Genomic DNA, 23,007 nt, shown 5'->3' with positions numbered 1-23,007 from the left:
ACTGCGCGCCACTAGGCGTCGGCGGCCAGCAATTCGTCGACGGCAGCGGCGTAGGCGCGCATCGCCGCATCGGCCGGCGTGCCGCGGAGCATGGCCCAGGCGTCGAACTTAGCTCGACCGGCGAAGTCCGTCATGCCGGGTCGCTCGCCGGTGGCGTCGCCCACCGTCGCCTGCTTATAGAGACTATAGAGGCGCAGCAGGTGGATCGGCCCGGGCTTGGCCGACAGCGTCTTCACGCGTTCCTGCGCGAGTGCGAAAGCCGCTGCCGCCTCGGTGTCGGTCGCCTGCGCGGCGGCAGCGGTGGGGAGCGGGGACTGCGGCTGGTCGGCCATGATGTCGGATTCCGGTGGACTGCGTGAAAGGATGCGCAGGCCATCGTACGCGTGCAACGTCGCCGACGGGGCCGTTTGGAATCGAATAGTGCCTCTGCTCGTATGCGCGCGACCGGGAAGGTACAATGCGCGAATGAATCATATCGCTGCACATCGCTCCGCTGCCGCGGGTTCGGCCGATCCGTCGTCTGACCCGACAGGTTTTCGTTCGGCCTCTGTATCCGTCGGCGGTCCGTCCGCGCGGACGGCCTTGCTCGTCATCGATACATCGACCGACGCCTGTGCCGTGGCCGTCTGTCTGCCATTGCCCCTTTCCGACACGTCGCCTCCGGTATCGCCTGCCGTCGCGGCGGCTGCCGACATGGCCGCCTCGGAGATCACGACGATCACGATACGCGACGACATCGTTGCGGGCGCGCGGATCGTCGCCTGTTGGCGGCGGACCGGTGCGGTATCGAGCGAGGCCTTGCTGCCGATGGTGCAAGCCGTGCTCGACGCGGCCGGCATCGCCTTGCCGTCCTGTGGGGCGATCGCATTCGGCGCCGGCCCAGGTTCGTTCACGGGCGTGCGTACGGCGACAGGCGCCGCGCAAGGCCTCGCCTTCGCCAACGATATGCCGGTGGTGCCGCTCGATACCTTGATGGCGTGTGCCGAGTCGGCGCGCCTGCGGGCAGCGCCGCACGTCCGGCCGAGGCGCGTCTATGTGGCCGTCGATGCGCGCATGGGCGAGTGCTATGCGGCGGCCTTCGGCTGGGAGGCGGACGGCGGATGGCGTGTCGAGATCGACGCGCACGTGGCGCCGCCGCAGCATCTTCAGGCGCCGCCGGCTTCGTGGTCGGCCGCGCCGTCCAACGCGTCGGATTCGGCCACGGCGGATAGGGCCGCCGGCTTCGTGCTGGCCGGCAATGCCGCAGCGATTTTCGGGGATGCGTTGCCGTTGCGCGCGCAGGCATCGGCCTGCGACGAGGCGGCCTGGCCCGAGCCGCTGGCGCTGGCCGCACTGGGATGGCGCGCCTGGCACGCGGGCGCGGCGGTGCCGGCGGCGATGGCACAGCCCCGTTACGTGCGCGACAAGGTCGCGTTGACCACGAAGGAGCGGCTGGCGGCCAAGGAGGCCAAATCCGTATCGAAGGAGGCAGGGGCATGAGTGCGCAACCGGTGCCGACGCCCGTCGGCCTGCCGATCGTCATCCGCGATATGACGTCCGACGATGTAGCCGCCATCATGGCGATCGAACATCGGGCCTACGAGTTTCCTTGGACCGATGTCAACTTTCTTGATTCGTTGCGGTCGGGCTATATCGGCCGCATCGCCGAACGGCAGGGCGGCGAACTGGTCGGCTATGCGATGCTGATGCCCGCCGTCGACGATCTGCACGTATTGAATCTCTGTGTTGCGCCGTTGTTCCAGGGCCGGGGCATCGGCCAGCAACTGTTGCGCGATGCGCGTCGGGTGGCGCTATCGCGGGATATTTACGCGGTGCTGCTTGAAGTTCGGCCGTCCAATACGCATGCCATTCGTCTGTATGAGCGGTTCGGTTTCCATGAGATCGGGCGGCGCCGCAATTACTATCCGGCGCGCAACAACACGCGCGAAGACGCCATCGTGATGCGTGTCAAAGTCAAACGGGAGCCGGTCAATGACGTTGCCGTCTGAGCGGGGCCGCCCGTCGCGTCCGTCCGGCCCGGGTCCGCGTGGAACGAAGCCGGCGCCGGTTGCATCCGAGACGATCGATCCGGTGATGGAAGTATTCGGCCTCTCGGCGTTATGGCGTTTGCGCACCGCGTCCGATGAGACGCCACCATCGCCGGCGACGGCGACTGACACGGCTGACGCGGTCTATGTCGGTGCCGATGCCGACGCACCACGGGCGGCCGATGGCCCCCCGCAGCGGATCGCCGCGCGGGCGTCGTCGCCTGCCGAGGCCCGCAGCGAAGCGGTGCCGGTCCGTCCTGTCGTTACGCGGACGATCGATCTCGCGACGCTCGATTTCGACGGTTTGCGGCGGCACGCGCAGGGTTGCGAGGCATGCCGTCTCTGTGAAACCCGAAAGAACGTCGTCTTCGGCGTCGGCGATCCGCGCGCGAACTGGCTCTTCGTCGGCGAGGGGCCGGGCGCGAACGAGGACGAGCAAGGCGAGCCTTTCGTCGGGCAGGCGGGGAAGCTGCTGGACAATATGCTGCGCGCCCTCGGTCTGCGGCGCGACGAAAACGTCTTTATCGCGAATGTGGTGAAGTGTCGGCCGCCGGGCAATCGGGATCCCTTGCCCGATGAGATCGCGGCCTGTGAAGGCTATCTGCAACGTCAGATCGCCCTGATTCAGCCGAAAATCATCGTGGCGCTCGGGCGGTTCGCGGCGCAAACCCTGCTGCGCAGCGATGCGACGATCGGTGCCTTGCGTCGCCTCAACGCGGGCAGTGGCAACGACGGCCAGCGTGAGGACAGCGCGAGCACGCCGGTGCACCATTACGAGGGCGTCCCGGTCGTCGTGACCTACCATCCGGCTTATCTGCTGCGCACGCCGTCGGACAAGGCGAAGGTATGGGAAGACCTCTGCCGGGCGCGCGATGTCTTCGCCCGATAGACCGCATCCCGGGGGCGGCGCCGACCCGGCCGACGATGCCGGATCGGGGCGCATGGGCCTGGGTATTTTCGAGGCCTATGAAGCGGTGCGTCGTGCACGTCGATGGGAGGCGGCCAGTAAAGCGCCGCCGCTATCGCATCGGGCGAGGCAGTTACGTCAGGGCGGCTCACCGCGACCCGCGCCGCTCGGGCGCGCATCGACCACCTTGCCTCGGACCACCGATTTCACCGAGCAGACCGTCCGGGATTTGTCCTGGTTGCTGCGCTCGCCCGCCTTGCTGGCACGTAGCGCGTTCGGCGATCTGCTGGCGGATCCGTTCGCGGAGCGCCTGTTCGGCACGGATCCGGCTGCCGCGATGGCGGAGCTGCTGCAACGTCTCGAACGCGATCCGACGCCGCTGGCTGCCACCCAGGCGAGTGGTCGCGAGCGGCGGCTCGGCCGCTATGCGGAACGCCTGTTCTCCGTCTGGCTGGGCGAAGTCCCCGCGCTGAAACGGACGGCGATGGGGCTGGCCGTACGGGAGCCGCAACCGGGCGGCAGAACGCTTGGCGAATGCGATGCCTTGTTCGAAACCCCCACTGGCGCGTTCGAGCATTGGGAACTGGCGGTCAAGTTTTATCTGGAAATCGACGATGGCGGGGCCGGTGAGCCGGCGACGCTCGGCAATCCGGAAGGCGGGCCGTTACCCGACTTGCGCGGATGCGACCGCTATGTGGGCGCGGGCTTGGCCGACCGTTTCGACTGGAAGCTGCAGCGGCTGCTGCGTCATCAACTGCCCTTGAGCGCGCATCCGGCGCTGCAGGCGCTTGCGCCGGGCCCCTGGACGCCGCGCATGTTCGTCAAGGGCCGCTTGTTCTATCCCCTGACACGCTGGCAGCGATTGGACTGCGGAGCCGATGTGCCGGCGCTCGCCACCGATCATCCGCGCGGATGGTGGGCGACGCTCAGTGAATGGCTGACGTGGAGTTACCAGGCGGATTGCCGCTGGACGAGTCTGGAACGGATGGACTGGTTGGCGCCGTTGCGACTCGACGATCCCGAAGCGGGGCAGTCCGATAGCGGCGTGCGCGCCGATGCGGCGGGGAGGGCGGATGCCGAGGCGGACGCTGCCGCAGAGGGCGCGGGCGACGGCGCCGCGGACGCCGCGCCCGTCCGGATCTATGACGCGGTGGCCTTCGCGCGCATGCTGCACGCGCATTTCGATAGCGACATGCCGTCGTCGGCGATGCCGCGTCAGGTGGCGGCGTTGACGCCGCCGGTGGCGGGACAGCCGGCGCGCGAGATGTCGCGCGGCTTCATCGTGCCGGACAGTTGGCCGGCACGCGCGCGCGTCTTCAGCCGGCTGCCTGCGCCGGCGTAGTCGCGACGTCCGCTACCAGTAGTGATGAAAGTGGTGGACCGGGCCATGGCCTTGCAGCGAATCGGCGCCTAGCGTTGCCGGGTGCGCGCTGGCCGCTGTATCGGACGCGGCAGTCGCCCCGGTCGCCTCGGTCTCGCGTTCCGGGCCGCCGCCGACCGACAGGCGATCCGCCTGAATCAAGGCATTGGTCAGATAGGATTTCGCGTCGCTGACGGCGGTCGCCAGGTCCGGACGCTGCGGCCGCAGCGCGGCGATCGCGGCGGACAGCGTGCAGCCGGTGCCATGCGTCGAGCGCGTCGGCACCCGTGCGGCACCGAACTTCGCCTGACTGCCGGCCTCGACGAGCCAGTCCGGACTCTGCGCACCGGCCAGATGGCCACCCTTCATCAAGACTGCCGGTGCCCCTATTTCCCGCAAGGCCTGCGCCTGCGCCACCATCTCTTCATTGTCGCCGGCCTCGATGCAATCGAGCAGGGCCGCGGCCTCGGCGAGGTTGGGCGTCAATAACGAGACGCGTGGCAGCAAATGCGCCCGCAAGGCGTTCACCGCGTCCGGGTCGAGCAATCGATGTCCGCTCGTCGAAATCATCACCGGATCGAGGACGACGAAGCGCGGCCGCCACCGCGCCAATGCTTCGGCGACTGCCAGCACGTTGTCCCGATTCGCCAGCATGCCGATCTTCACCGCATCCAGCCGGAGATCGCGAAACACCGCATCCAATTGCGCGGCGACGATCTCGACGGGGGGCACGAAGACCGCGTGGACACCGAGGGTGTTCTGCGCGGTCAGCGCGGTGACGACGCTCGCCCCATAGCTGCCCAGCGCGGAGAAGGTCTTGAGATCGGCCTGCAGTCCCGCGCCGCCGCTGGAATCCGAGCCGGCGATCGTCAGGATATTCGGGATGCGGGGTGCCATCGCGGCCTCCGGTGGTTGGCCGGCGCGGACTTAGTGCGCCGAGTCGTCGTGCCGCGCCTCGCCGATCAGCGCGAGCAGGTTTTCTCGCTTCTGATTGTGGCGATGCAATTGCATCACGAGGAACATGGCGATGCAGACGAACAGGCCGAACAGAATGATGACGAAGCGAACCGGCGTGTTCAGCCAGATCAGCACCGCATACAGGCACAGCATCACGAGCACGGACAGGTTTTCGTTGAAGTTCTGCACGGCGATGGAATGGCCCGCCGACAACAGCACATAGCCGCGGTGCTGCAGCAGCGCGTTCATCGGCACCACGAAAAAGCCCGCCATCGCGCCGACGATCAGCAGGAAGAAATAGGCGGCGAACAGGTAGGCCTGGACGCCATGACGACCGATCGGGACAATCCAGTGGTGCGGGAAGATATCGCGCGTGAAGAAGGCCATCAAGGTCACGCCGAGCCCCATCGCCACGCCCACGGGCAGGACCGACAATGAGCGATTCAGCGGAATCCGGGCCGCCGCCGCCATCGCGCCCACCGCCACGCCGACGGCGAAGATGGCCTGCAACACCGCCCCCTGGGACAAGGTCATGCCCAGCGCGACCTCGGCCCACTTCAGCACGATGAACTGCAAGGTGGCGCCGGCGCCCCAGAACAGCGTCGTCACCGCCAGTGAGATTTGTCCTAATTTATCGCGCCAGAGCGTGACGAAACAATCGGCGAAATCGCGGATCAGCTTGCCCGGTTCGTGCGCCTGCTCCGGGTAGCGCGCCCCGGTATCGGGGATCCCGAGGTTGAATAGCGCGGCCAGGATATAGACGAAGGTGATGACGAGGATGGCCGCGTCGGGATGCGTGTGGATGCCTGGGATGCCCAGGTGCGTGATATGGTGCGAGATCGTCGGGCTGATCAAGGCCCCGCCCAGCACGGTGCCGAGGATGATCGAGGACACGGTCGTGCCTTCGATCCAGCCATTGGCCGCCACCAATTTCTCGGGCGGTAGCAATTCGGTCAAGATGCCGTATTTGGCGGGCGAATACGCCGCCGCGCCGAAGCCGACGACGCCATAAGCGAACAGCGGATGGCCGCCTGTCAGCATGATCAGACAGCCGAAAACTTTGATGAGATTGGTGTTGAACATCACGCGACCTTTCGGCCGCGAATCCGCGTAGGCGCCCACAAAGGCGGCCAAAACAACGTATGACAGCACAAAGAAAAGCTTCAACAACGGCGTCATCCATGCGGGTGCGCGGTCGTTGTTCAGGACGGAGATGGCGGCGATCAGCAGCGCGCTGTCTGCCAGCGACGAGAAAAACTGCGCCGCCATGATCGTGTAAAACCCTTTTTTCATCGGAAAGCTTGCTGTCCTGTCATATCGTCGCGTGGGGTAGGGCCGCTTGCTGAAATGGATTGTGCGCCCGGCTTTATAACACGAAAATACGAAGATAAAACCGGGTGGGCGCCGTCGGCCCGACCTTCCGGGTCTGCTTTTCCTTGCCCACGCTTTCGGCCTATTTTGACACGGCTCGCGGCGCGGGGTGAGGCCAGCCCTTGGGCCCGCCGTTTCGCGCACGCCCTGACGCGCCGCGCGGTGCCCCCATTCCTACCGGCGCTTCTTCGACCGACGTACTTTCCGGACCTGTCATTGGCAAAGATCAAGAACACGTATATTTGTACCGCTTGCGGCCATCAATCGCCCAAATGGAGCGGCCAGTGCCCTGGATGCGGGGCGTGGAATACCCTCGTCGAGGGCGTGGCGGAAAGCCCGTCGGCGCACCGTTTTCAGGCGCTGGCGAAATCGTCGCCGGTCCGCTCGCTCCATGAGATCGAGTCGGCCGACGTGCCGCGGTACTCGACCGGCATCGGCGAATTCGACCGTGTACTGGGCGGCGGCCTGGTCAGCGGCGGCGTCGTGCTGATCGGCGGCGACCCCGGTATCGGCAAATCGACGCTGCTGCTGCAGGCATTGGCGATGCTCGCCGAATCCCGCAAGGTGCTGTACGTCAGCGGCGAGGAATCCGACGCGCAAATCGCGCTCCGGGCCGAGCGGCTGGGGCTGTTGGACGAGGGGCGCCCCGACAAAGGGGTGGGCGCCTTGCGCCTGTTCGCCGAAATCCAGCTCGAAAAGATTCAGGTGGCGATCGATACCGAACGGCCGGCCGTCGCCGTGATCGACTCGATTCAGACCGTGTACTCCGAGGCCCTTACTTCGGCGCCGGGGTCCGTCGCCCAGGTCCGCGAATGCGCCGCGCAACTGACGCGGCTGGCCAAGCAGACCGGGGTGACGATCATCATGGTCGGCCATGTGACGAAGGAAGGAGCGCTGGCGGGGCCGCGCGTGCTCGAACACATCGTCGACACGGTTCTTTACTTCGAGGGCGATACGCACTCCTCCTTCCGTCTGATTCGCGCGATCAAAAACCGGTTTGGTGCGGTGAACGAGTTGGGCGTGTTCGCCATGACCGAAAAAGGCCTGCGCGGCGTCTCGAATCCATCGGCGCTTTTCCTGTCGCAGCACGAGCATACGGTGCCGGGCTCCTGCGTCCTCGTGACGCAGGAGGGCACGCGTCCGCTATTGGTCGAGATCCAGGCGCTGGTCGATAGTTCGCATGTGCCGAACCCGCGTCGCCTGACCGTGGGACTGGAACAGAACCGCCTGGCGATGCTGTTGGCCGTGCTGAATAGGCACGCGGGTATCGCCTGCTTCGACCAGGATGTGTTTTTGAACGCAGTTGGGGGCGTTAAAATCAGCGAACCAGCCGTGGATTTGGCGGTGCTGCTGGCGATTCACTCGTCGATGCGCAATAAGCCGCTGCCGAAGGGCCTGGTGACTTTCGGCGAAGTGGGCCTGGCCGGGGAAATCCGACCGTCGCCGCGCGGTCAGGACCGCTTGAAAGAGGCGGCCAAGCTCGGTTTCACGCAGGCCATCGTGCCGAAGGCCAATGCGCCGAAGCAGCCGATCGAGGGATTGACCGTCATCGCCGTCGAACGCATCGAGCAGGCGATCGATCGAGCGCGCGAGCTGGAGTAGCGTCAGCCGATCTTGCTGACCACGGCGCCCGACATCTCGCGCATCTCGCCGAAGGACACCGCGGGATAGGTTTCCTTCAGTGCCTGAATTTCCGACTGGTGCGCGGCCAGCAGCGTCATCTGGTCGGCGGCGTCGTATGCCATCCGGGCACTGTTGAACTTGATGAACTTCTGCATGGCGGCGGCATCGGTGGACGAGACCCAGCGCGACAGGCGATAGCGCGACGGCGAAAAGCGCACGTCGACACGGTATTCGCCCGCCAGGCGGTGCGACACCACTTCGAACTGCAGCGCCCCGACGGCGCCCAGCAGGATCGGGCCGCCGAGCATCGGCCGGAACACCTGAATCGCCCCTTCCTCGCTGAGGTGACGCAAGGCCTCGCTCAACTGCTTGGCCCGCATCGGGTCCTTCGCTTCCACCGTCTGGAACAGTTCCGGCGAGAAGAAGGGCAGCCCGGAGAAGGTCAGCGCCTCGCCTTCGGTCAGCGTATCGCCCAGACACAGCACGCCGTGGTTCGGGATACCGATGATGTCGCCCGGATAAGCCTCCTCGGTCAATTCCCGACGCTGCGACAGGAAGCTCACCACATTGCTGGTCTTGATCTTCTTGCCGGAGCGCGTGATCGTCAGGGCCATGCCGCGTTCGAAGCGGCCCGAACAGACGCGCACGAAAGCGACGCGGTCCCGGTGTTGGGGATCCATATTCGCCTGGACCTTGAACACCATGCCGGTGAAGCGCGGCTCCACCGGCTCCACCGGCCGTTGCATCGCGGCACGCACCTTCGGCGGCGGCGCGAGTTCGACCAGTGCGTCGAGGATTTCGCGGATACCGAAATTGTTGATCGCCGAACCGAACAGCACCGGCGATTGCTTGCCCGCCAGGAAGGCCTCGCGCGACAAGTCCGGCGAAGCGCCGGCGATCAGTTCGATCTCGTCCTTCGCGCGAACCCAGGTCTCGCCGAATTGTTCGACGGCACGCGGATCTTCCAGACCTTGCAGCGTCACCGTATCGTCGTTGCGCATCGTGTCCTGGCCGGCACGGAAGACGCGGATCTGTTCGCGGCGCAGGTCGTAGACGCCGCGGAAATCCTTGCCGGTACCCACCGGCCAGGAAAACGGGATGGCGGCCACGCCCAGGTGATGCTCGACTTCGCTCAACAATTCGAGCGGCGCGCGCACGTCGCGGTCGAGCTTGTTGACGAAGGTGATGATCGGCGTGTTCTGGCGGCGGCACACCTCCAGCAGCTTCAAGGTCTGCGCTTCCACCCCGTTCGCGCCATCGATGACCATCACGGCGGCATCGACGGCCGTCAGCACGCGGTAGGTGTCTTCGGAGAAGTCCTGGTGGCCGGGGGTATCCAGCAGGTTGATGACGGCGTCGCCGTACTCGAACTGCATCACCGAGCTGGCGACGGAAATGCCGCGCTGCTTTTCGATTTCCATCCAGTCCGAGGTCGCGAAGCGCGCGCTCTTACGGCCCTTCACGGCACCGGCGATATGGATGGCACCCGAGAACAGCAACAGCTTCTCGGTCAGCGTGGTCTTCCCTGCGTCAGGGTGGGAAATCACCGCGAAAGTACGGCGGCGTTTCACTTCGTTCGATACGTCGGACATGATGACGGGTGTCGGCTGAGTCAAATACTGCGTCAAATAAAAAGGGCCCTGCGTGAGCGCCCGACGGGCGCCCGCAATGCGAGATCAGGACGCTGCCGCGATCGTTGCGTCCAGCGCTTCGAGAGCTTCGAGCGCGGCCATCCAATCGGTTTCTACGGTGCCGATACGCGTGCTCAGCTCGCCCTGACGACGCAAGGTCTCCGTCAAGGCGGCTTTGTGCTGCGCTTCATAACTATCGGGGGCGGCGATGAAGACATCGCACGTCGCCTTCTCGGCGTTCAGCTTTTCCAGTTCGCGTTCCAGCGTCTCGATCCGCTTCTGCAACGGTTTGCGCTGTGACGCCGCATTCTGGCGGGCCTGCGCTTCCTGCTTGCGTTGTTCCTTGCGCGCGGCCGGATCGACGGGAAGGGCCGGTGCGCTCGCGACCGGCGCAGGCGCGGCGGCCGCTGCCGGGGCTGGGGCGCGGTCGCTGCCATTGCCAGCCTGCTTGCTCTTGCCGGTCGATCCCTTGGCGCCGTCGTTGCCCGTCGTTTTGCCCGGCTTGGCCGGTGCACCGGCCTGCGCGCGCGCCTTGGTCGCTTCCAGCAACCAGCGCTTGTAGTCGTCCAGATCGCCGTCGAACGGTTCGACCTTGCCGTCACCCACCAGCAGGAAAGCATCGGTGGTGGCGCGCAGCAGATGGCGATCGTGCGAGACGAGGATCAACGTGCCGTCGAATTGGGCGAGCGCGGTGGTCAGCGCATGCCGTGTTTCGAGATCCAGGTGGTTCGTCGGTTCATCCAGCAGCAACAGGTTCGGCTTCGTCCAGATGATCAGCGCCAACGCGAGGCGGGCTTTTTCGCCACCGGAGAACGGCTTGACCGGTGACGTCGCCATGTCGCCATGGAAGTTGAAGCTGCCGAGGAAGTTGCGCAATTCCTGCTCGCGCGCACCGCCGGCGATCCGCGTCAGATGCATCAAGGGGCTGTCGTCCTCGCGCAGCGTTTCCAACTGATGCTGCGCGAAATAACCGATGACCAGACCCTTGCCGCGACGCACTTCGCCTTGCAATGGCGCGAGTTCACCGAACAGCGTCTTGATCAGCGTCGACTTGCCCTGACCGTTGGCGCCGAGCAGGCCGATCCGCTGTTCGTTCTGAATCGACAGATTGACGTCGCCCAGGATGCGGACGATTTCGCCATCCGCGGGCGCCACCGACGCGGCAGCGGTGCCGTCATGCGCGTCGTCGTCATCGAGCGGGCGCGGCCCATAGCCGCAATCGACTTCCTCGACCACCAGCATCGGATTCGGTGCGCGATCCGGCTCGCGGAACGAGAAGGTAAACGGCGAGGACTCGTAGACCGGCGCGATCATCTCGATCCGTTCCAACGCCTTGACCCGGCTCTGTGCCTGGCGTGCCTTCGTCGCCTGCGCCTTGAAGCGATCGATGAAGTGCTGCAGGTGGGCAACGGTCTTCTGTTGCTTTGCATAAGCGCTTTGCTGCAGCAACAGATGTTGCGCGCGTTGCGTCTCGAACTGGGTGTAGTTGCCGCCGTAGCGCTTGATCTGACGATTTTCCAGATGCAGCGTCACATTGGTCACGGCATCGAGGAATTCGCGATCGTGGGAAATCACCAGGATCGTGCCGGGATAGCGGCGCAGCCAGTCTTCGAGCCAGACGATCGCGTCCAGATCCAAGTGGTTGGTCGGTTCGTCCAGCAGCAACAGGTCCGAACGGCACATCAGCGCCTGCGCCAGATTCAGACGCATCCGCCAGCCGCCCGAGAAGCTCGTCACCGGGCGCTGCATCTCCACCTGCGAAAAGCCCAGGCCGGCCAGCAGCGTTTCCGCGCGCGAGGCCGCCGTATAGCCGTCCGCGTCGGCGTAGGCGCCGTGCGCAAGCGCTTCCGCCTCGCCGTCGCCGGATTCGGACGCGTCCGCGATGCGCTGTTCGATCGCGCGCAATTCGGCATCGCCGTCGAGCGTGTATTCGACGGCGGTGCGGGACACTGCAGGCGTTTCCTGCGAAACGTGGGCCACTTGCCACGTCGGCGGGAAGGAGGCGTCGCCGGCGTCCGGATGCAGACGACCGAGCAACACGGCGAACAAGGTCGACTTGCCCGCGCCGTTGGCGCCGATCAGACCGGCTTTTTCTCCGGGGTTCAGCGTAAACGTCGCGTTTTCGAATAGCGGCTTGGTGCCGCGGGCAAGGGTGAATTGTTGGAAACGGATCACGGGCAGTCTGGGTGATTCAGGCGCGCCGCGCCCGAGGCAAAGAGCGCTATTCTACTCTGCGCGGCCCGAGACGCGGCGCAGCAGAAGCGGCCGGAGTGCAATACACTGGCGGCTGCGCAAGTGTGCAGGGTCGGACACGCGCGAAAAGGGTCCTCGACGACGCGTGGCAAAGTGCTCGGGGATCGTCGGATTCGCGCTGTGCGATACCCGCGCAAAACCGCTGTAGGACCACTGAAGGACCGCCACACGGCCGCAAGACTCGCCATATCGACAACATCGTGACTCAAGATCTCTACGACTTCACCGCAAATGCATTGGACGGCAGCGCCGTCGACCTGTCACGTTACGCCGGCAAGGTGTTGCTGATCGTCAACACTGCCAGCCACTGCGGTTTCACGCCGCAGTACGCGGGCTTGCAGCAATTGCACACGCGTTATGCGGGCCGGGGCTTCGAGGTATTGGCCTTTCCCTGCAACCAATTTGGACGGCAGGAGCCGGGTGACAGCCAGACGATCGGCGATTTCTGCACGCAGAATTTCGGTCTGACGTTTCCGGTGTTCGAGAAAATCGAGGTCAACGGCGCGGGCGCGCATCCGCTGTTTCGCTGGCTCACCGGTAGCCGCCCCGGCGTCTTCGGCAGCGAAGGCATCAAGTGGAACTTCACGAAGTTTCTGGTCGATCGTCGCGGCCATGTCGTGGAACGCTATGCGCCGATCACCAAGCCCGATGCGATTGCGCACGATATCGAAAAGCTGCTCGGCACCGCGCCCGATAATTCGATGCCGGATGTCGTCGGCTAGCAGTGCGGTGGGGCCGGCGCGGCCGGTCGCTACAGAATCGGCGAGAACAGGCAGGCGATGCGCATCGCCGCACGCTGCCAGGCGGGATGATTTGCAAACTCGTCGTCGCTGACTTCATTGGCGTTGGCGAAGTCTTCGACGAGCATTGCCTCGACATCGGCGGCAAAGCCGCGATCGACGGTGAGTACCGTGAATTCGAAGTTCAGACGGAAGGACCGGTTGTCGAGATTGGGGCTGCCGATCGCGGCCGCCACATCGTCGATCAGCACCACTTTCTGGTGCAGGAAACCGGGTTGATAGCGGAACATGCGCACGCCCGCGCGCACCGCCTCCGACACATAGACGTTCGACGCTGAGAATACCACCAGGTGATCGCGGCGGGAGGGGATCAGAATCCGGACGTCGACGCCGCGCATGACCGCCAGCTTCAATGCCGAAAACACCGCTTCATCGGGCACGAAGTAGGGGCTCGTCAGCCAGATCCGCGATTGCGCGGCATTGATGGCGGTGACGAAGAACAGCGAGCAGGTTTCGAACTCGTCCGCCGGCCCGCTGGCAATCGCCTGGCAGCACATGTTCGCACTGTCGTTCTGCTCGCATCGGACCAGATCCGGGACCTTGCGCGTGGCCCAGAACCAGTCTTCGACAAAGATGAACTGCACGCTGGACACCACCGGGCCGGTGATGTCGATATGCGTATCGCGCCATGGCGAGAGCGGAAACTTCTCGCCCAGATACTCGTCGCCCACATTGTGTCCGCCGACGAAGGCTCGGCGCCCATCGACGACGACGATCTTGCGGTGATTGCGGAAGTTCAGCTGGAAGCGATTGACGAAGCGGCGCGTCGAGAATTTATGCGTCTGGACGCCGACGGCCCGCAGCGCGCTCACGTAGTCACGCGACAGCTGGTGCGAGCCGATGCCGTCGTACAGCACGAAGACCGCCACGCCGCGTTTCGCGGCATGGGTCAGCGCGCGATGCAGCCGTCGACCGAGCGTATCGTCGCGGATGACGAAGAACTGTACCAGCACATAGCGTTCGGCGCTGTCGATGGCCGCGAGGATCGTATCGAAGGTCTGCGTGCCGTTGACCAGCAGCGACACGCGGTTGCCCGGCAGCAGGGGCATCCCGCTCAAACGGTCGAAGGCGAGCTTCGCGCCGGGACCGAGCGCGGCCTTGGCGCGCCCTGATGCCTCGGGGTCCGCCGGCGTGCCGGGTTGCGCGGCAAGGCTGCGCAACTGACGGTTGCCGCTGCGGCGTGCGTCCACATAGCCGCGGAAATAGCTCTGACCGAGGAAAAGATAGGGCAGCAGCGTCAGATAGGGCATCGTCACCAAGGCGACGGCCCAGGCGATCGCGCCCTGCGAGGTGCGAGTGTTCACCACCGCATGCACGGCGGCAAACATGCCGGCTACATGCACCAGCAACACCAGCGTACCGATGTCGAGGGCCACCGAATCGAACGGCGACACTATCTCCAGTATCCGCATCAGCGCCGCCCCTCGGTCGCGCGCATCAATCGGGCAGGTCGGCGGCGTGAATCAGGAAGACCGCATCGTCGCCGGCGCTGGTGGGCAGCCAAACCAGGTCGAGTCCGCCGAACGCCGCTTCCGCGTGCGCCCGTTCATTGCCGATTTCGACGATCAGCAGGCCGTCGTCGCTCAGATGCTCGCGCGCCTGTTCGATGATGCTGCGGACCAGATCCATCCCGTCGTGCCCGCCGGCCAGGGCCATTTCCGGTTCATGCCGATACTCGGGCGGCAGCGCCGCCATCGACTCGGCATTGACGTAGGGCGGATTCGTGATGATCAGGTCGTATTTCCGGCCGGCCGGCAGCGGCGCGTAGAGATCGCCCTCGTACAGCGTGATCCGGTCTTGCAGGCCGTAGTCGCCGACATTGCGCTCGGCAACCTGCAAGGCGTCGGCGCTGAGGTCGACGGCATCGATGTCGGCATCGGGGAACATATCGGCCGCGATGATCGACAGGCAGCCGGAGCCGGTGCAGAGTTCCAGCACGTTATGCACATTATCCGGGCGGCTCACCCACGGCGACAGCTGTTGCACCAGCAACTCGCCGATCAACGAGCGCGGCACGATGACGCGCGGATCGACGGTGAAGCGATAGCCATGCATCCAGGCTTCGCCGGTCAGGTAGGCGGCGGGCAAGCGATCGCCGGCGCGCCGTTCGATCAGTGTCAGCAGGGTCTGGATTTCGGCGTCGGTCAGACGCGCATCCAGAAACGGTTCGAGCGTGTCCAACGGCAGATGCAGCGCGTGCAGCAGCAGATAGGCGGCTTCGTCGTATGCGTTCGCATTGCCGTGTCCGAAGGCGAGATGCGCCTGATTGAAGCGGCTGACGGCAAAACGCAGCAGATCGCGCAAAGTCTGGAAAGGATAAGGCGTGGTCATGATGGACCCTCGTGTAAAGCGTATGAACGGCGCCCGGCTGGCACGCAGGGCGCCAGAAGGACCGCGGCGGTGCAGTCCCCCGAGCGCGGGCGATCAGGCTGTCAGGCGATCAAGCGTTCCAGCACGCGCCGGTAGATATTTTTCAGCGGATCGATTGCCGACAACGCTATATGTTCGTCGATTTTGTGAATGCTGGCATTGACCGGGCCAAATTCGACCACCTGCTTACAAAGCGTCGCGATGAAGCGTCCGTCCGAGGTGCCCCCGGTCGTCGACAAGGCGGTCGTGATGCCGGTCTCGTCGAGGATGGCCTGTCCGAGCGCGTCGGACAGATCGCCCTTCGGCGTCAGGAAGGGCATGCCGCTCAGATTCCACTCGATCGTATAGTCGCTCTCCGCGAAGCCCGATTCGGCGAGGATGGCCGCCACGCGAGCCTTCAGCGTTTCCGGCGTATTTTCGGTCGAGAAGCGGAAATTGAAATCGATGACCGCGTCGCCCGGAATCACATTCGAGGCGCCGGTGCCGGCGTGCATATTCGATACCTGCCAGCTGGTCGGCGGGAAATAGTCGTTGCCGTGGTCCCAGACGGTGCCGACCAGCGCGGCGAGCGCCGAGGCCACCATATGGACCGGATTACGCGCGAGATGCGGGTAGGCGATATGGCCTTGCACCCCTTTGACGGTGAGGCGGCCGCCGAGGCTGCCGCGTCGACCGTTCTTGATCATGTCGCCCAGCGTATCGACCGAGGTCGGTTCGCCGACGATGCAATAGTCCAGGCGTTCGCCGCGGGCGCGCAGTGCCTCGATGACCTTGACGGTGCCGTCCTTGGACGGGCCCTCCTCATCGCTGGTGATCAGCAGCGCGATGCTGCCGGCATGCGTCGGCTGCGCGGCGACGAATTCCTCGATGGCGACGATGAAGCCGGCGATCGAGGTTTTCATGTCGGCGGCGCCACGGCCGTAGAGATTCCCGTCCCGATGCGTCGGCTCGAACGGTGCCGAGGTCCAGGCGGTCAGCGGGCCGGTGGGCACGACATCGGTATGGCCGGCGAACACCAGCAGTTTGCCCTGCGTGCCTGCCGTGCCGCGGCGCACCGCCCACAGATTGATCACGTCACCGAACACCAGCGATTCGCATTCGAAGCCGATCGCCTGGAGGCGGGCCGTCAAAACGGCCTGACAGTCCTGATCGGCGGGGGTCACCGACGGGCGACGGATAAGGTCTTCCGTCAGAGCCAGCGTGGCGGACGGCAGGAAGGCGGACATGGGTGATTCCTTAAAAAGCGTCGGCGTAGAGTTGATCCGAGAAACCCACGGTCTTCACGTGGCCGTCGTCGCCGACGACGACCGGGCGCTTGATCAAGGAGGGATTCTCGGTCATCAGCGCGACCGCGCCGGCGGGCGTATCGGCGATGGCGCGCTGCACGTCGTCGAGGTTGCGCCAGGTCGTGCCGCGCCGGTTCAGCAGCGTGTCCAGCGGCACGTCGCCCAGCCAGGCCTGCAAGGTTTCCGGCGCGATGCCGGCCTTCTTGTAGTCATGGAAGTCGTACGCGTGCTGATGCGACGTGAGCCAGTCACGTGCCTTCTTGACGGTCGAGCAGTTGGGGATGCCGTAGACACGCAGCGCCATCAGTCGCCTCGCAGCAGTTCGTTGATGGCGGTCTTCGCACGGGTCTTCTCGTCGACCTTCTTGACGATGATCGCCGCGTACAGCTGGCAGTTGCCTTCCTTCGACGGCAGGCTGCCCGGCACGACGACCGAGCCGGCCGGCACGCGGCCGTACAGTACTTCACCGGTTTCACGATCGAAGATCTTCGTGCTTTGGCCGATGTAGACGCCCATCGAGATCACGGCGTTCTTTTCGACGATCACGCCTTCGACGATTTCCGAACGCGCACCGATGAAGCAGTTGTCTTCGATGATGACCGGGTTCGCTTGCAGCGGCTCCAGCACGCCACCGATGCCGACGCCGCCGGACAGGTGGACGTTCTTGCCGATCTGCGCGCAGGAACCGACGGTGGCCCAGGTATCGACCATCGTGCCTTCATCGATATAGGCGCCGATATTCGTGTACGACGGCATCAGCACGACATTGCGTGCGACGAAAGCGCCGCGGCGCGCGATGGCGGGCGGCACGACGCGGAAGCCGCCGGCTTCGAAGTCGGCGGGCGTGTAGTTCGCGAACTTGCTCGGCACCTTGTCGTAGAACTGCGTATAGCCGCCAGCCGGCATCGGCTCGTTGTCCGACAGACGGAACGACAGCAGCACGGCCTTCTTCAGCCATTGGTTGACGATCCAGCCGCCCGGTGCCGAAGCGTCCGGCTGCGCCACGCGCGCCGAACCGTTATCGAGGCTGGCCAGCGCGGCGGCGACCGCTTCGCGGATGTCGGACGGGGCGCTCTTCGGCGACAGCGACGCGCGGTCTTCCCAGGCGGCGTCGATGATGGTTTGCAGGTCTTGGCTCATGATCTTCTGTCTATTGAGGAGTGACGGATGGAAAGGAAGTGGCGGCGGGCGATCGGATCGCGCAAAGTGCGAGGCCTCGACACGCGGCCGGCCCGCCGCGACGACAAACTCAGTGTTTCGGTGCGGCTTGACGCGCGGCGCAGAAGTCGACGATGCGCTGCGCGCCTTCGACACATTCTTCGACGCTGGCAACCAGCGCCAGGCGCACATAACCGGCGCCCGGATTCGTGCCCTGCGCCTCGCGGGCGAGATAGCTGCCCGGCAGGACCGTCAGGGACTGGCTGGCGTAGAGTTCGCGCGCGAAAGTGACGTCGTCGAGACCGCTGCGCGCGACGTTCACCCACAGGTAGAACGACGCGTCCGGCAATGTGACATCGAGCACCTCGGCCAGCATCGGCGTGACGATATCGAATTTGCGACGATACGCGGCGCGGTTTTCGTCGACGTGCGACTCATCGCCCCAGGCAACGATGCTGACCTGCTGCACCGTCTGCGACAGCGCGCTGCCGTGATAGGTGCGATACAGCAGATAGGCGCGCATCAGCGCGGCGTCGCCGGCGACGAAACCGGAGCGCAGGCCCGGCACGTTCGACCGCTTCGACAGGCTGGTGAAGGCGAGCAGGCGGTCGTCGCCACGCCCCAGCAGGCGCGCCGCTTCGAGCGAGCCCAAGGGCGGCGTGTCGCCGAAATAGATTTCCGAGTAGCACTCGTCCGACGCGATGACGAAACCGTGCTTGTCCGACAAGGCGAACAAAGCCTTCCAGCCGTCGAGGTCGAGCGTCGCGCCGGTCGGATTGCCCGGCGAGCAGACGTAGAGCAGTTGCGTCTTGGCCCAGACGCTGTCCGGGATGCTGTCGTAGTCGGGAGCGAAATTGCGCTCGGGAACCGCATTCGCGTAATACGGCGTCGCGCCGGCCAGCAGCGCCGCGCCTTCGTAGATCTGGTAGAACGGATTCGGGCAGACGACGATCGCCTCGCCGCCGGTCGGATCGATCACCGTCTGGGCAATCGAAAACAACGCCTCGCGGGTGCCGGATACCGGCAGTATCTGCGTGGCGGCGTCCAGCGGTTTGGCCGCGATCGCCGGATAGCGCGTCTGCAGCCAACGAGCGGCCGCCTCACGCAGCGCCTCGGTGCCGGCCGTGGCCGGATAGACGGCCAGGCCGCCCAATGCGTCCCGATAGCTGTCGAGGATGAACGACGGCGTCGGGTGTTTCGGCTCGCCGATGCCGAAGCTGATCGGTTTCAGCGCAGCTGGCGGCGTCACGTCGCGAAACAGGACGCGCAGCTTTTCGAAAGGATAGGGCTGAAGCTTCTCGAGGAGCGGATTCACGGCAATCGGGTCGGGATGGCGAGCGGCTGGCGCGCGCCGGATAGAGTGTCTGCGCAAACCGGCGTGAACCAGGCGCAGGCGAAGGGCGTCAATTATACCTCGCGCGGCCCCGCTTGCCCGCAGACATTGGCCCCGCTGTGTGTCCGCGCAGGCGGCTGGAGACGGATCGACCTGTCCGACCTTGCCCGATCGATGCAGCCTGCCGCAGGACGGCTGTCACAGAATGTCACGAAATAGTCACCGTGCCGACGGGCCAGGCAGGCCGAGCGGGCGCAACGAGAGGCCGCAAGCGACGTAGACGGTGCGGAGCGGGGCGATCGCGATGGTATCATCCGTTGCAATCCTGTCGGTTTCCCCGCCGACGACCGATCCTGATGTAATTTACTGGCAAACCCGTAACGATCCCGTGCGTCTTACCTCGATCAAACTAGCCGGCTTCAAATCCTTCGTCGACCCGACGCACTTTCAGGTGCCCGGGCAGCTCGTGGGCGTCGTGGGGCCGAATGGCTGCGGCAAATCGAACATCATCGACGCGGTGCGATGGGTGTTGGGCGAATCACGCGCATCGGAACTGCGCGGCGAGTCGATGCAGGACGTGATCTTCAATGGCTCGACCAACCGCAAGCCCGGCAGTCGCGCCAGCGTCGAACTCGTCTTCGACAACAGCGCGCACCGTGCCGGCGGCCAATGGGGCCAATACGCCGAGATTTCCGTCAAGCGCGTACTGACCCGCGACGGCACGTCGAGCTACTACATCAACAATCTGCCGGCGCGGCGCCGCGACATCCAGGATATCTTCCTCGGCACCGGGCTCGGCCCGCGCGCCTACGCCATCATCGGGCAGGGGATGATCTCGCGGATCATCGAAGCCAAGCCGGAAGAGCTGCGCGTGTTCCTGGAAGAAGCGGCCGGTGTCTCGAAGTACAAGGAACGCCGTCGGGAAACCGAGAACCGCCTGCAGGACACCCGTGAAAATCTGATCCGGGTCGAGGACATCGTCCGCGAACTCGACGCGAATCTGGAAAAGCTGGAAGCTCAGGCGGCGGTGGCCGAGCATTTCCGCGGCTTGCAACAGGAAGGCGAGGAAAAGCAGCGTCTGCTCTGGTTGCTGCGGCAGACGGAAGCGGAAGCCGAACGTCGGCGTCATCAGAATCAGATGGAAGCGGCGCAGAACGAGGTCGAGGCGCAGACGGCGAAGCTGCGCGAGGTCGAACTCGATCTGGAAACGCTGCGCGTGGCGCATTACTCGGCCAGCGACACGGTGCAGGCGGCGCAGGCGCAACTGTACGAGGCGAACGCCGAGGTCTCGAAGATCGAGGCCGAGATCCGCTTCATCATCGACGCCCGTAACCGCGTCACCGCGCAGATCAACACGCTGGAATCGCAGCGGCAGCAATGGCAGACGCAGGCGCAGAACGCCCGCGCCGACGCCGATGCCGCCGATGCCGCCTTGGCCGATGCCGGTGCCCGCAACGAGGAAGCGGCCGCGGCGGCGGTGATGGCTGGCGATGCCTTGCCGGACCTGGAGCAACGCTGGCGCGATGCGCAGACGCGGCTGACGCAGGCGCGCGCGACGATCGCGGCATCCGAACAGGCACTGAAGCTGGAGGCGGCGCAGCGGCGCAATGCCGAGCAGCAGTTGCAGCAGCTCGATACGCGGCGCGAGCGCTTGCGCAACGAGGCGAACGGCCTCGATGTGCCGGACGACGCGGCGCTCGAAGAAGCGCGCGTGGCGCTAGCCGAGCAAGAGGCGATTCGCGACGAGGCGACGGCGGCCTTGGCCGACGCGCAGCAAGCGGTGCCGACGCGGGATGCGGCACGCCGCGAAGCGGAACGACGGTTACGCGACGAAACCGGAAAGATTGCAAAGCTCGATGCGCGATTGAGCGCTTTGAAGGCCTTGCAGCAGAGCGTGCAGACCGAGGGGCAGGTACAGCCCTGGCTGCAGAAGCACGAGTTGCAGGACCTGCCGCGGCTGTGGAAGCGCCTGAATGTGGAGCGCGGCTGGGAAACGGCCGTGGAGTCGGTACTGCGCGAGCGCTTGGCCGCGCTCGAGATCTCGAATCTCGATTGGGTCAAGGGCTTTGCCTCCGATGCGCCGCCGGCCAAGCTGGCCTTCTACTCGCCGCCCGCCGCCGGTCGCCCGATTCCGGTCGTGGAAGGCTTGCGTCCGCTATCAGGGCTGATTCGCATTGACGATCCGGGGCTGCGCGCGGTGGTATCGGACTGGCTGGCGCATGCATTTGCCGCCGACGATCTGGCCGCCGCGCTGGCCAGCCGCGCGGCGCTGCCGGACGGCGCCTGCCTGGTGGTGCCGGAGGGGCATCAGGTCAGCCGCGTCGGCATCGCCTTGTATGCAGCCGATTCGGAGAGCGCCGGCATGTTGGCGCGGGCGCAGGAAATCGAGAATCTGTCGCGCGAAGTGCGCGCGCAGACGCTGCTGGCCGACGACGCGAAGGTCCTTGCCGGACGCGCCGAGGCGGCCCATACGGAGGCGGTTAGTCGCGAAGCGGACTTGCGTCGTCAGGCGGATAACGCGACGCGCGATGCGCACGCCTTGCAGTTGACGGCGCTGAAGCTGAACCAGGCGCACGAACGCTTCACGTCGCGGCACACGCAGATTAGCGACGAGCTGGACGAAATCGCGGCTCAGATCGACGAGCAGCGCGCGATTTGCGAGACGGCCGAAGCGGCTTTCGAACAGCACGATCAAACGCTGGCGGAAAGCCAGGCGGCGTTCGAGGACCAGCAAGCGGCCTTCGAACGTCTGCAGCGCGAACTCGACGATGCACGCCGGGCCTTGCGCGAGTTGGAGCGCGCCGCTCAGGACGCCGGCTTCGAAGAGCGCAATCTGCGCGCCCGGATCGACGAATTGCGTCGCTCGATCGACGTCTGCGGCGAGCAGTTGGAGCGCATCGACGCCGAGCTGGAGGATGCACGCATCGAGCTGGCGGGCATCGAGGACAAAACGCAGGACACCGGTCTGCAGGAAGCGCTGGAAGTCCGTACCGGCCGCGAGCAGGCGCTGGCGTCGGCACGCACCGAGCTGGACGACCTGACCGGTCGCCTGCGCGGCGCCGACGAGCAACGCTTGACGACGGAGCGTTCCTTGCAGCCGCTGCGTGAGCGGATCACCGAATGCCAGTTGAAGGAGCAGGCGGCGCGTTTGAGCGCCGAGCAATTCGGCGAGCAATTGCAGGGCGCGCAGCTCGATATCGAGGTGCTGCGTGCGCGTTTGACGCCGGATCTGAAACCGTCCTGGCTGCAAGGCGAGGTGACGCGAATCAATAACGCGATTCAGGCCCTCGGTGCGGTGAATATGGCGGCGCTGGAGGAGTTGAGCGTCGCGCGCGAGCGCAAGACCTTCCTCGATTCGCAGTCGGCCGATCTAACCTCGGCGATCGAAACGCTGGAAGATGCGATCCGCAAGATCGACCAGGAAACGCGGCAATTGCTGCAATCGACGTTCGACGAGGTCAACCGCCATTTCAGCGAGATGTTCCCGCGTCTGTTCGGTGGCGGTCAGGCGAGACTGCAGATGACCGGCGACGAGATTCTCGACTCCGGCGTCCAGGTGATGGCGCAGCCGCCCGGCAAGAAGAATTCGACGATTCATCTGTTGTCCGGTGGCGAGAAGGCGTTGACGGCCACGGCCTTGGTGTTTGCGATGTTCCAGTTGAATCCGGCGCCGTTCTGCTTGCTGGACGAGGTCGATGCGCCGTTGGACGACGCCAATACCGAGCGTTATGCGAACCTGGTACGGGCGATGTCGGCGAAGACGCAGTTCCTGTTCATCTCGCACAATAAGATCGCGATGGAAATGGCGCAGCAATTGATTGGCGTGACGATGCAGGAACAGGGCGTGTCGCGCATCGTGGCCGTGGATATGGAATCGGCGGCAGGTTTCGTCGAGAATAGACAATAAGACCAGATTGTGGCCGGCTTCGCC

General features: G+C 65.2%; 18 protein-coding genes. 7 read left to right on the top strand and 11 right to left on the bottom strand.

Annotation, left to right across the window (positions count from 1 at the left end):
• Positions 1 to 11 precede the first annotated feature (11 nt).
• Positions 12 to 332 (bottom strand): acyl-CoA-binding protein, encoded by a 321-nt coding sequence (locus tag ABEG21_RS09895; protein ID WP_347556714.1) that lies wholly within the window; start codon positions 330 to 332, stop codon positions 12 to 14.
• A gap of 133 nt (positions 333 to 465) precedes the next feature.
• Between ABEG21_RS09895 and tsaB the strand changes: the two genes are divergently transcribed.
• The 4 genes from tsaB to ABEG21_RS09875 are packed head-to-tail and all read left to right on the top strand — an operon-like array spanning position 466 to position 4,276.
• Positions 466 to 1,479, top strand: a complete 1,014-nt coding sequence (tsaB, locus tag ABEG21_RS09890) for a tRNA (adenosine(37)-N6)-threonylcarbamoyltransferase complex dimerization subunit type 1 TsaB (RefSeq protein ID WP_347554470.1) — start codon at positions 466 to 468, stop codon at positions 1,477 to 1,479.
• Positions 1,476 to 1,988, top strand: a complete 513-nt coding sequence (gene rimI, locus ABEG21_RS09885) for a ribosomal protein S18-alanine N-acetyltransferase (RefSeq protein ID WP_347554469.1) — start codon at positions 1,476 to 1,478, stop codon at positions 1,986 to 1,988. Before tsaB ends, rimI begins: the two co-directional genes overlap by 4 nt.
• Positions 1,972 to 2,916 carry a uracil-DNA glycosylase gene (locus ABEG21_RS09880; RefSeq protein ID WP_347554468.1) on the top strand — a complete coding sequence of 315 codons (945 nt, stop codon included), beginning with the start codon at positions 1,972 to 1,974 and terminating at the stop codon, positions 2,914 to 2,916. Before rimI ends, ABEG21_RS09880 begins: the two co-directional genes overlap by 17 nt.
• Positions 2,900 to 4,276: a DUF1853 family protein gene (locus tag ABEG21_RS09875; RefSeq protein ID WP_347554467.1), complete on the top strand. Its 1,377-nt coding sequence runs from the start codon at positions 2,900 to 2,902 to the stop codon at positions 4,274 to 4,276. The genes ABEG21_RS09880 and ABEG21_RS09875 overlap by 17 nt, the downstream gene beginning before the upstream one ends.
• 12 nt (positions 4,277 to 4,288) lie before the next feature.
• Here the strand turns inward: ABEG21_RS09875 and thiD are convergent, their stop codons facing one another.
• A complete protein-coding gene (thiD, locus tag ABEG21_RS09870) occupies positions 4,289 to 5,191 on the bottom strand; it encodes a bifunctional hydroxymethylpyrimidine kinase/phosphomethylpyrimidine kinase (protein ID WP_347554466.1) in 903 nt (300 codons plus the stop codon).
• Between the two features lie 30 nt (positions 5,192 to 5,221).
• On the bottom strand, positions 5,222 to 6,544 hold the full coding sequence (gene lplT, locus ABEG21_RS09865; RefSeq protein ID WP_347554465.1) for a lysophospholipid transporter LplT: 1,323 nt from the start codon (positions 6,542 to 6,544) through the stop codon (positions 5,222 to 5,224).
• A gap of 294 nt (positions 6,545 to 6,838) precedes the next feature.
• Here lplT and radA point away from each other — a divergent pair, with 294 nt between their 5' ends.
• Positions 6,839 to 8,224, top strand: a complete 1,386-nt coding sequence (gene radA / locus ABEG21_RS09860; RefSeq protein WP_347554464.1) for a DNA repair protein RadA — start codon at positions 6,839 to 6,841, stop codon at positions 8,222 to 8,224.
• 2 nt (positions 8,225 to 8,226) lie between these two features.
• Here radA and ABEG21_RS09855 read toward each other — a convergent pair whose 3' ends face one another.
• Both ABEG21_RS09855 and ABEG21_RS09850 read right to left on the bottom strand, forming a co-directional pair.
• Positions 8,227 to 9,837, bottom strand: a complete 1,611-nt coding sequence (locus ABEG21_RS09855) for a peptide chain release factor 3 (protein WP_347554463.1) — start codon at positions 9,835 to 9,837, stop codon at positions 8,227 to 8,229.
• Between the two features lie 84 nt (positions 9,838 to 9,921).
• Positions 9,922 to 12,051 (bottom strand): ATP-binding cassette domain-containing protein, encoded by a 2,130-nt coding sequence (locus tag ABEG21_RS09850; RefSeq protein ID WP_347554462.1) that lies wholly within the window; start codon positions 12,049 to 12,051, stop codon positions 9,922 to 9,924.
• A gap of 278 nt (positions 12,052 to 12,329) precedes the next feature.
• Here ABEG21_RS09850 and ABEG21_RS09845 point away from each other — a divergent pair, with 278 nt between their 5' ends.
• Complete coding sequence (locus tag ABEG21_RS09845) at positions 12,330 to 12,851, top strand: glutathione peroxidase (RefSeq protein WP_347554461.1); 522 nt, start codon at positions 12,330 to 12,332, stop codon at positions 12,849 to 12,851.
• Between the two features lie 29 nt (positions 12,852 to 12,880).
• On the opposite strand, the gene cls is transcribed toward ABEG21_RS09845, so the two are convergent.
• The 6 genes from cls to dapC all read right to left on the bottom strand — a co-directional run bounded on the left by cls (position 12,881) and on the right by dapC (position 19,058).
• Positions 12,881 to 14,257 (bottom strand): cardiolipin synthase, encoded by a 1,377-nt coding sequence (cls, locus tag ABEG21_RS09840; RefSeq protein WP_347556713.1) that lies wholly within the window; start codon positions 14,255 to 14,257, stop codon positions 12,881 to 12,883.
• A gap of 109 nt (positions 14,258 to 14,366) precedes the next feature.
• Entirely contained in the window at positions 14,367 to 15,260 is an 894-nt protein-coding gene (prmB, locus tag ABEG21_RS09835; RefSeq protein ID WP_347554460.1) for a 50S ribosomal protein L3 N(5)-glutamine methyltransferase, read from the bottom strand.
• Between the two features lie 101 nt (positions 15,261 to 15,361).
• Entirely contained in the window at positions 15,362 to 16,525 is a 1,164-nt protein-coding gene (dapE, locus tag ABEG21_RS09830) for a succinyl-diaminopimelate desuccinylase (protein WP_347554459.1), read from the bottom strand.
• Positions 16,526 to 16,535: 10 nt separating this feature from the next.
• Positions 16,536 to 16,889: an arsenate reductase gene (locus ABEG21_RS09825; protein ID WP_347554458.1), complete on the bottom strand. Its 354-nt coding sequence runs from the start codon at positions 16,887 to 16,889 to the stop codon at positions 16,536 to 16,538.
• Positions 16,889 to 17,725, bottom strand: a complete 837-nt coding sequence (gene dapD / locus ABEG21_RS09820) for a 2,3,4,5-tetrahydropyridine-2,6-dicarboxylate N-succinyltransferase (RefSeq protein WP_347554457.1) — start codon at positions 17,723 to 17,725, stop codon at positions 16,889 to 16,891. The genes ABEG21_RS09825 and dapD overlap by 1 nt, the downstream gene beginning before the upstream one ends.
• A gap of 109 nt (positions 17,726 to 17,834) precedes the next feature.
• Complete coding sequence (dapC, locus tag ABEG21_RS09815; RefSeq protein ID WP_347554456.1) at positions 17,835 to 19,058, bottom strand: succinyldiaminopimelate transaminase; 1,224 nt, start codon at positions 19,056 to 19,058, stop codon at positions 17,835 to 17,837.
• A 406-nt stretch (positions 19,059 to 19,464) separates the two neighbouring features.
• Between dapC and smc the strand changes: the two genes are divergently transcribed.
• Entirely contained in the window at positions 19,465 to 22,983 is a 3,519-nt protein-coding gene (gene smc, locus ABEG21_RS09810; protein WP_347556712.1) for a chromosome segregation protein SMC, read from the top strand.
• Positions 22,984 to 23,007 lie beyond the last annotated feature (24 nt).

The organism is Robbsia sp. KACC 23696 (genome assembly GCF_039852015.1).
In the GTDB taxonomy this organism is placed as follows: Bacteria; Pseudomonadota; Gammaproteobacteria; order Burkholderiales; family Burkholderiaceae; genus Robbsia.
The sequence above is the reverse complement of the archived record's forward strand: the minus strand, read 5'-3'. Positions and strand labels throughout refer to the sequence as shown.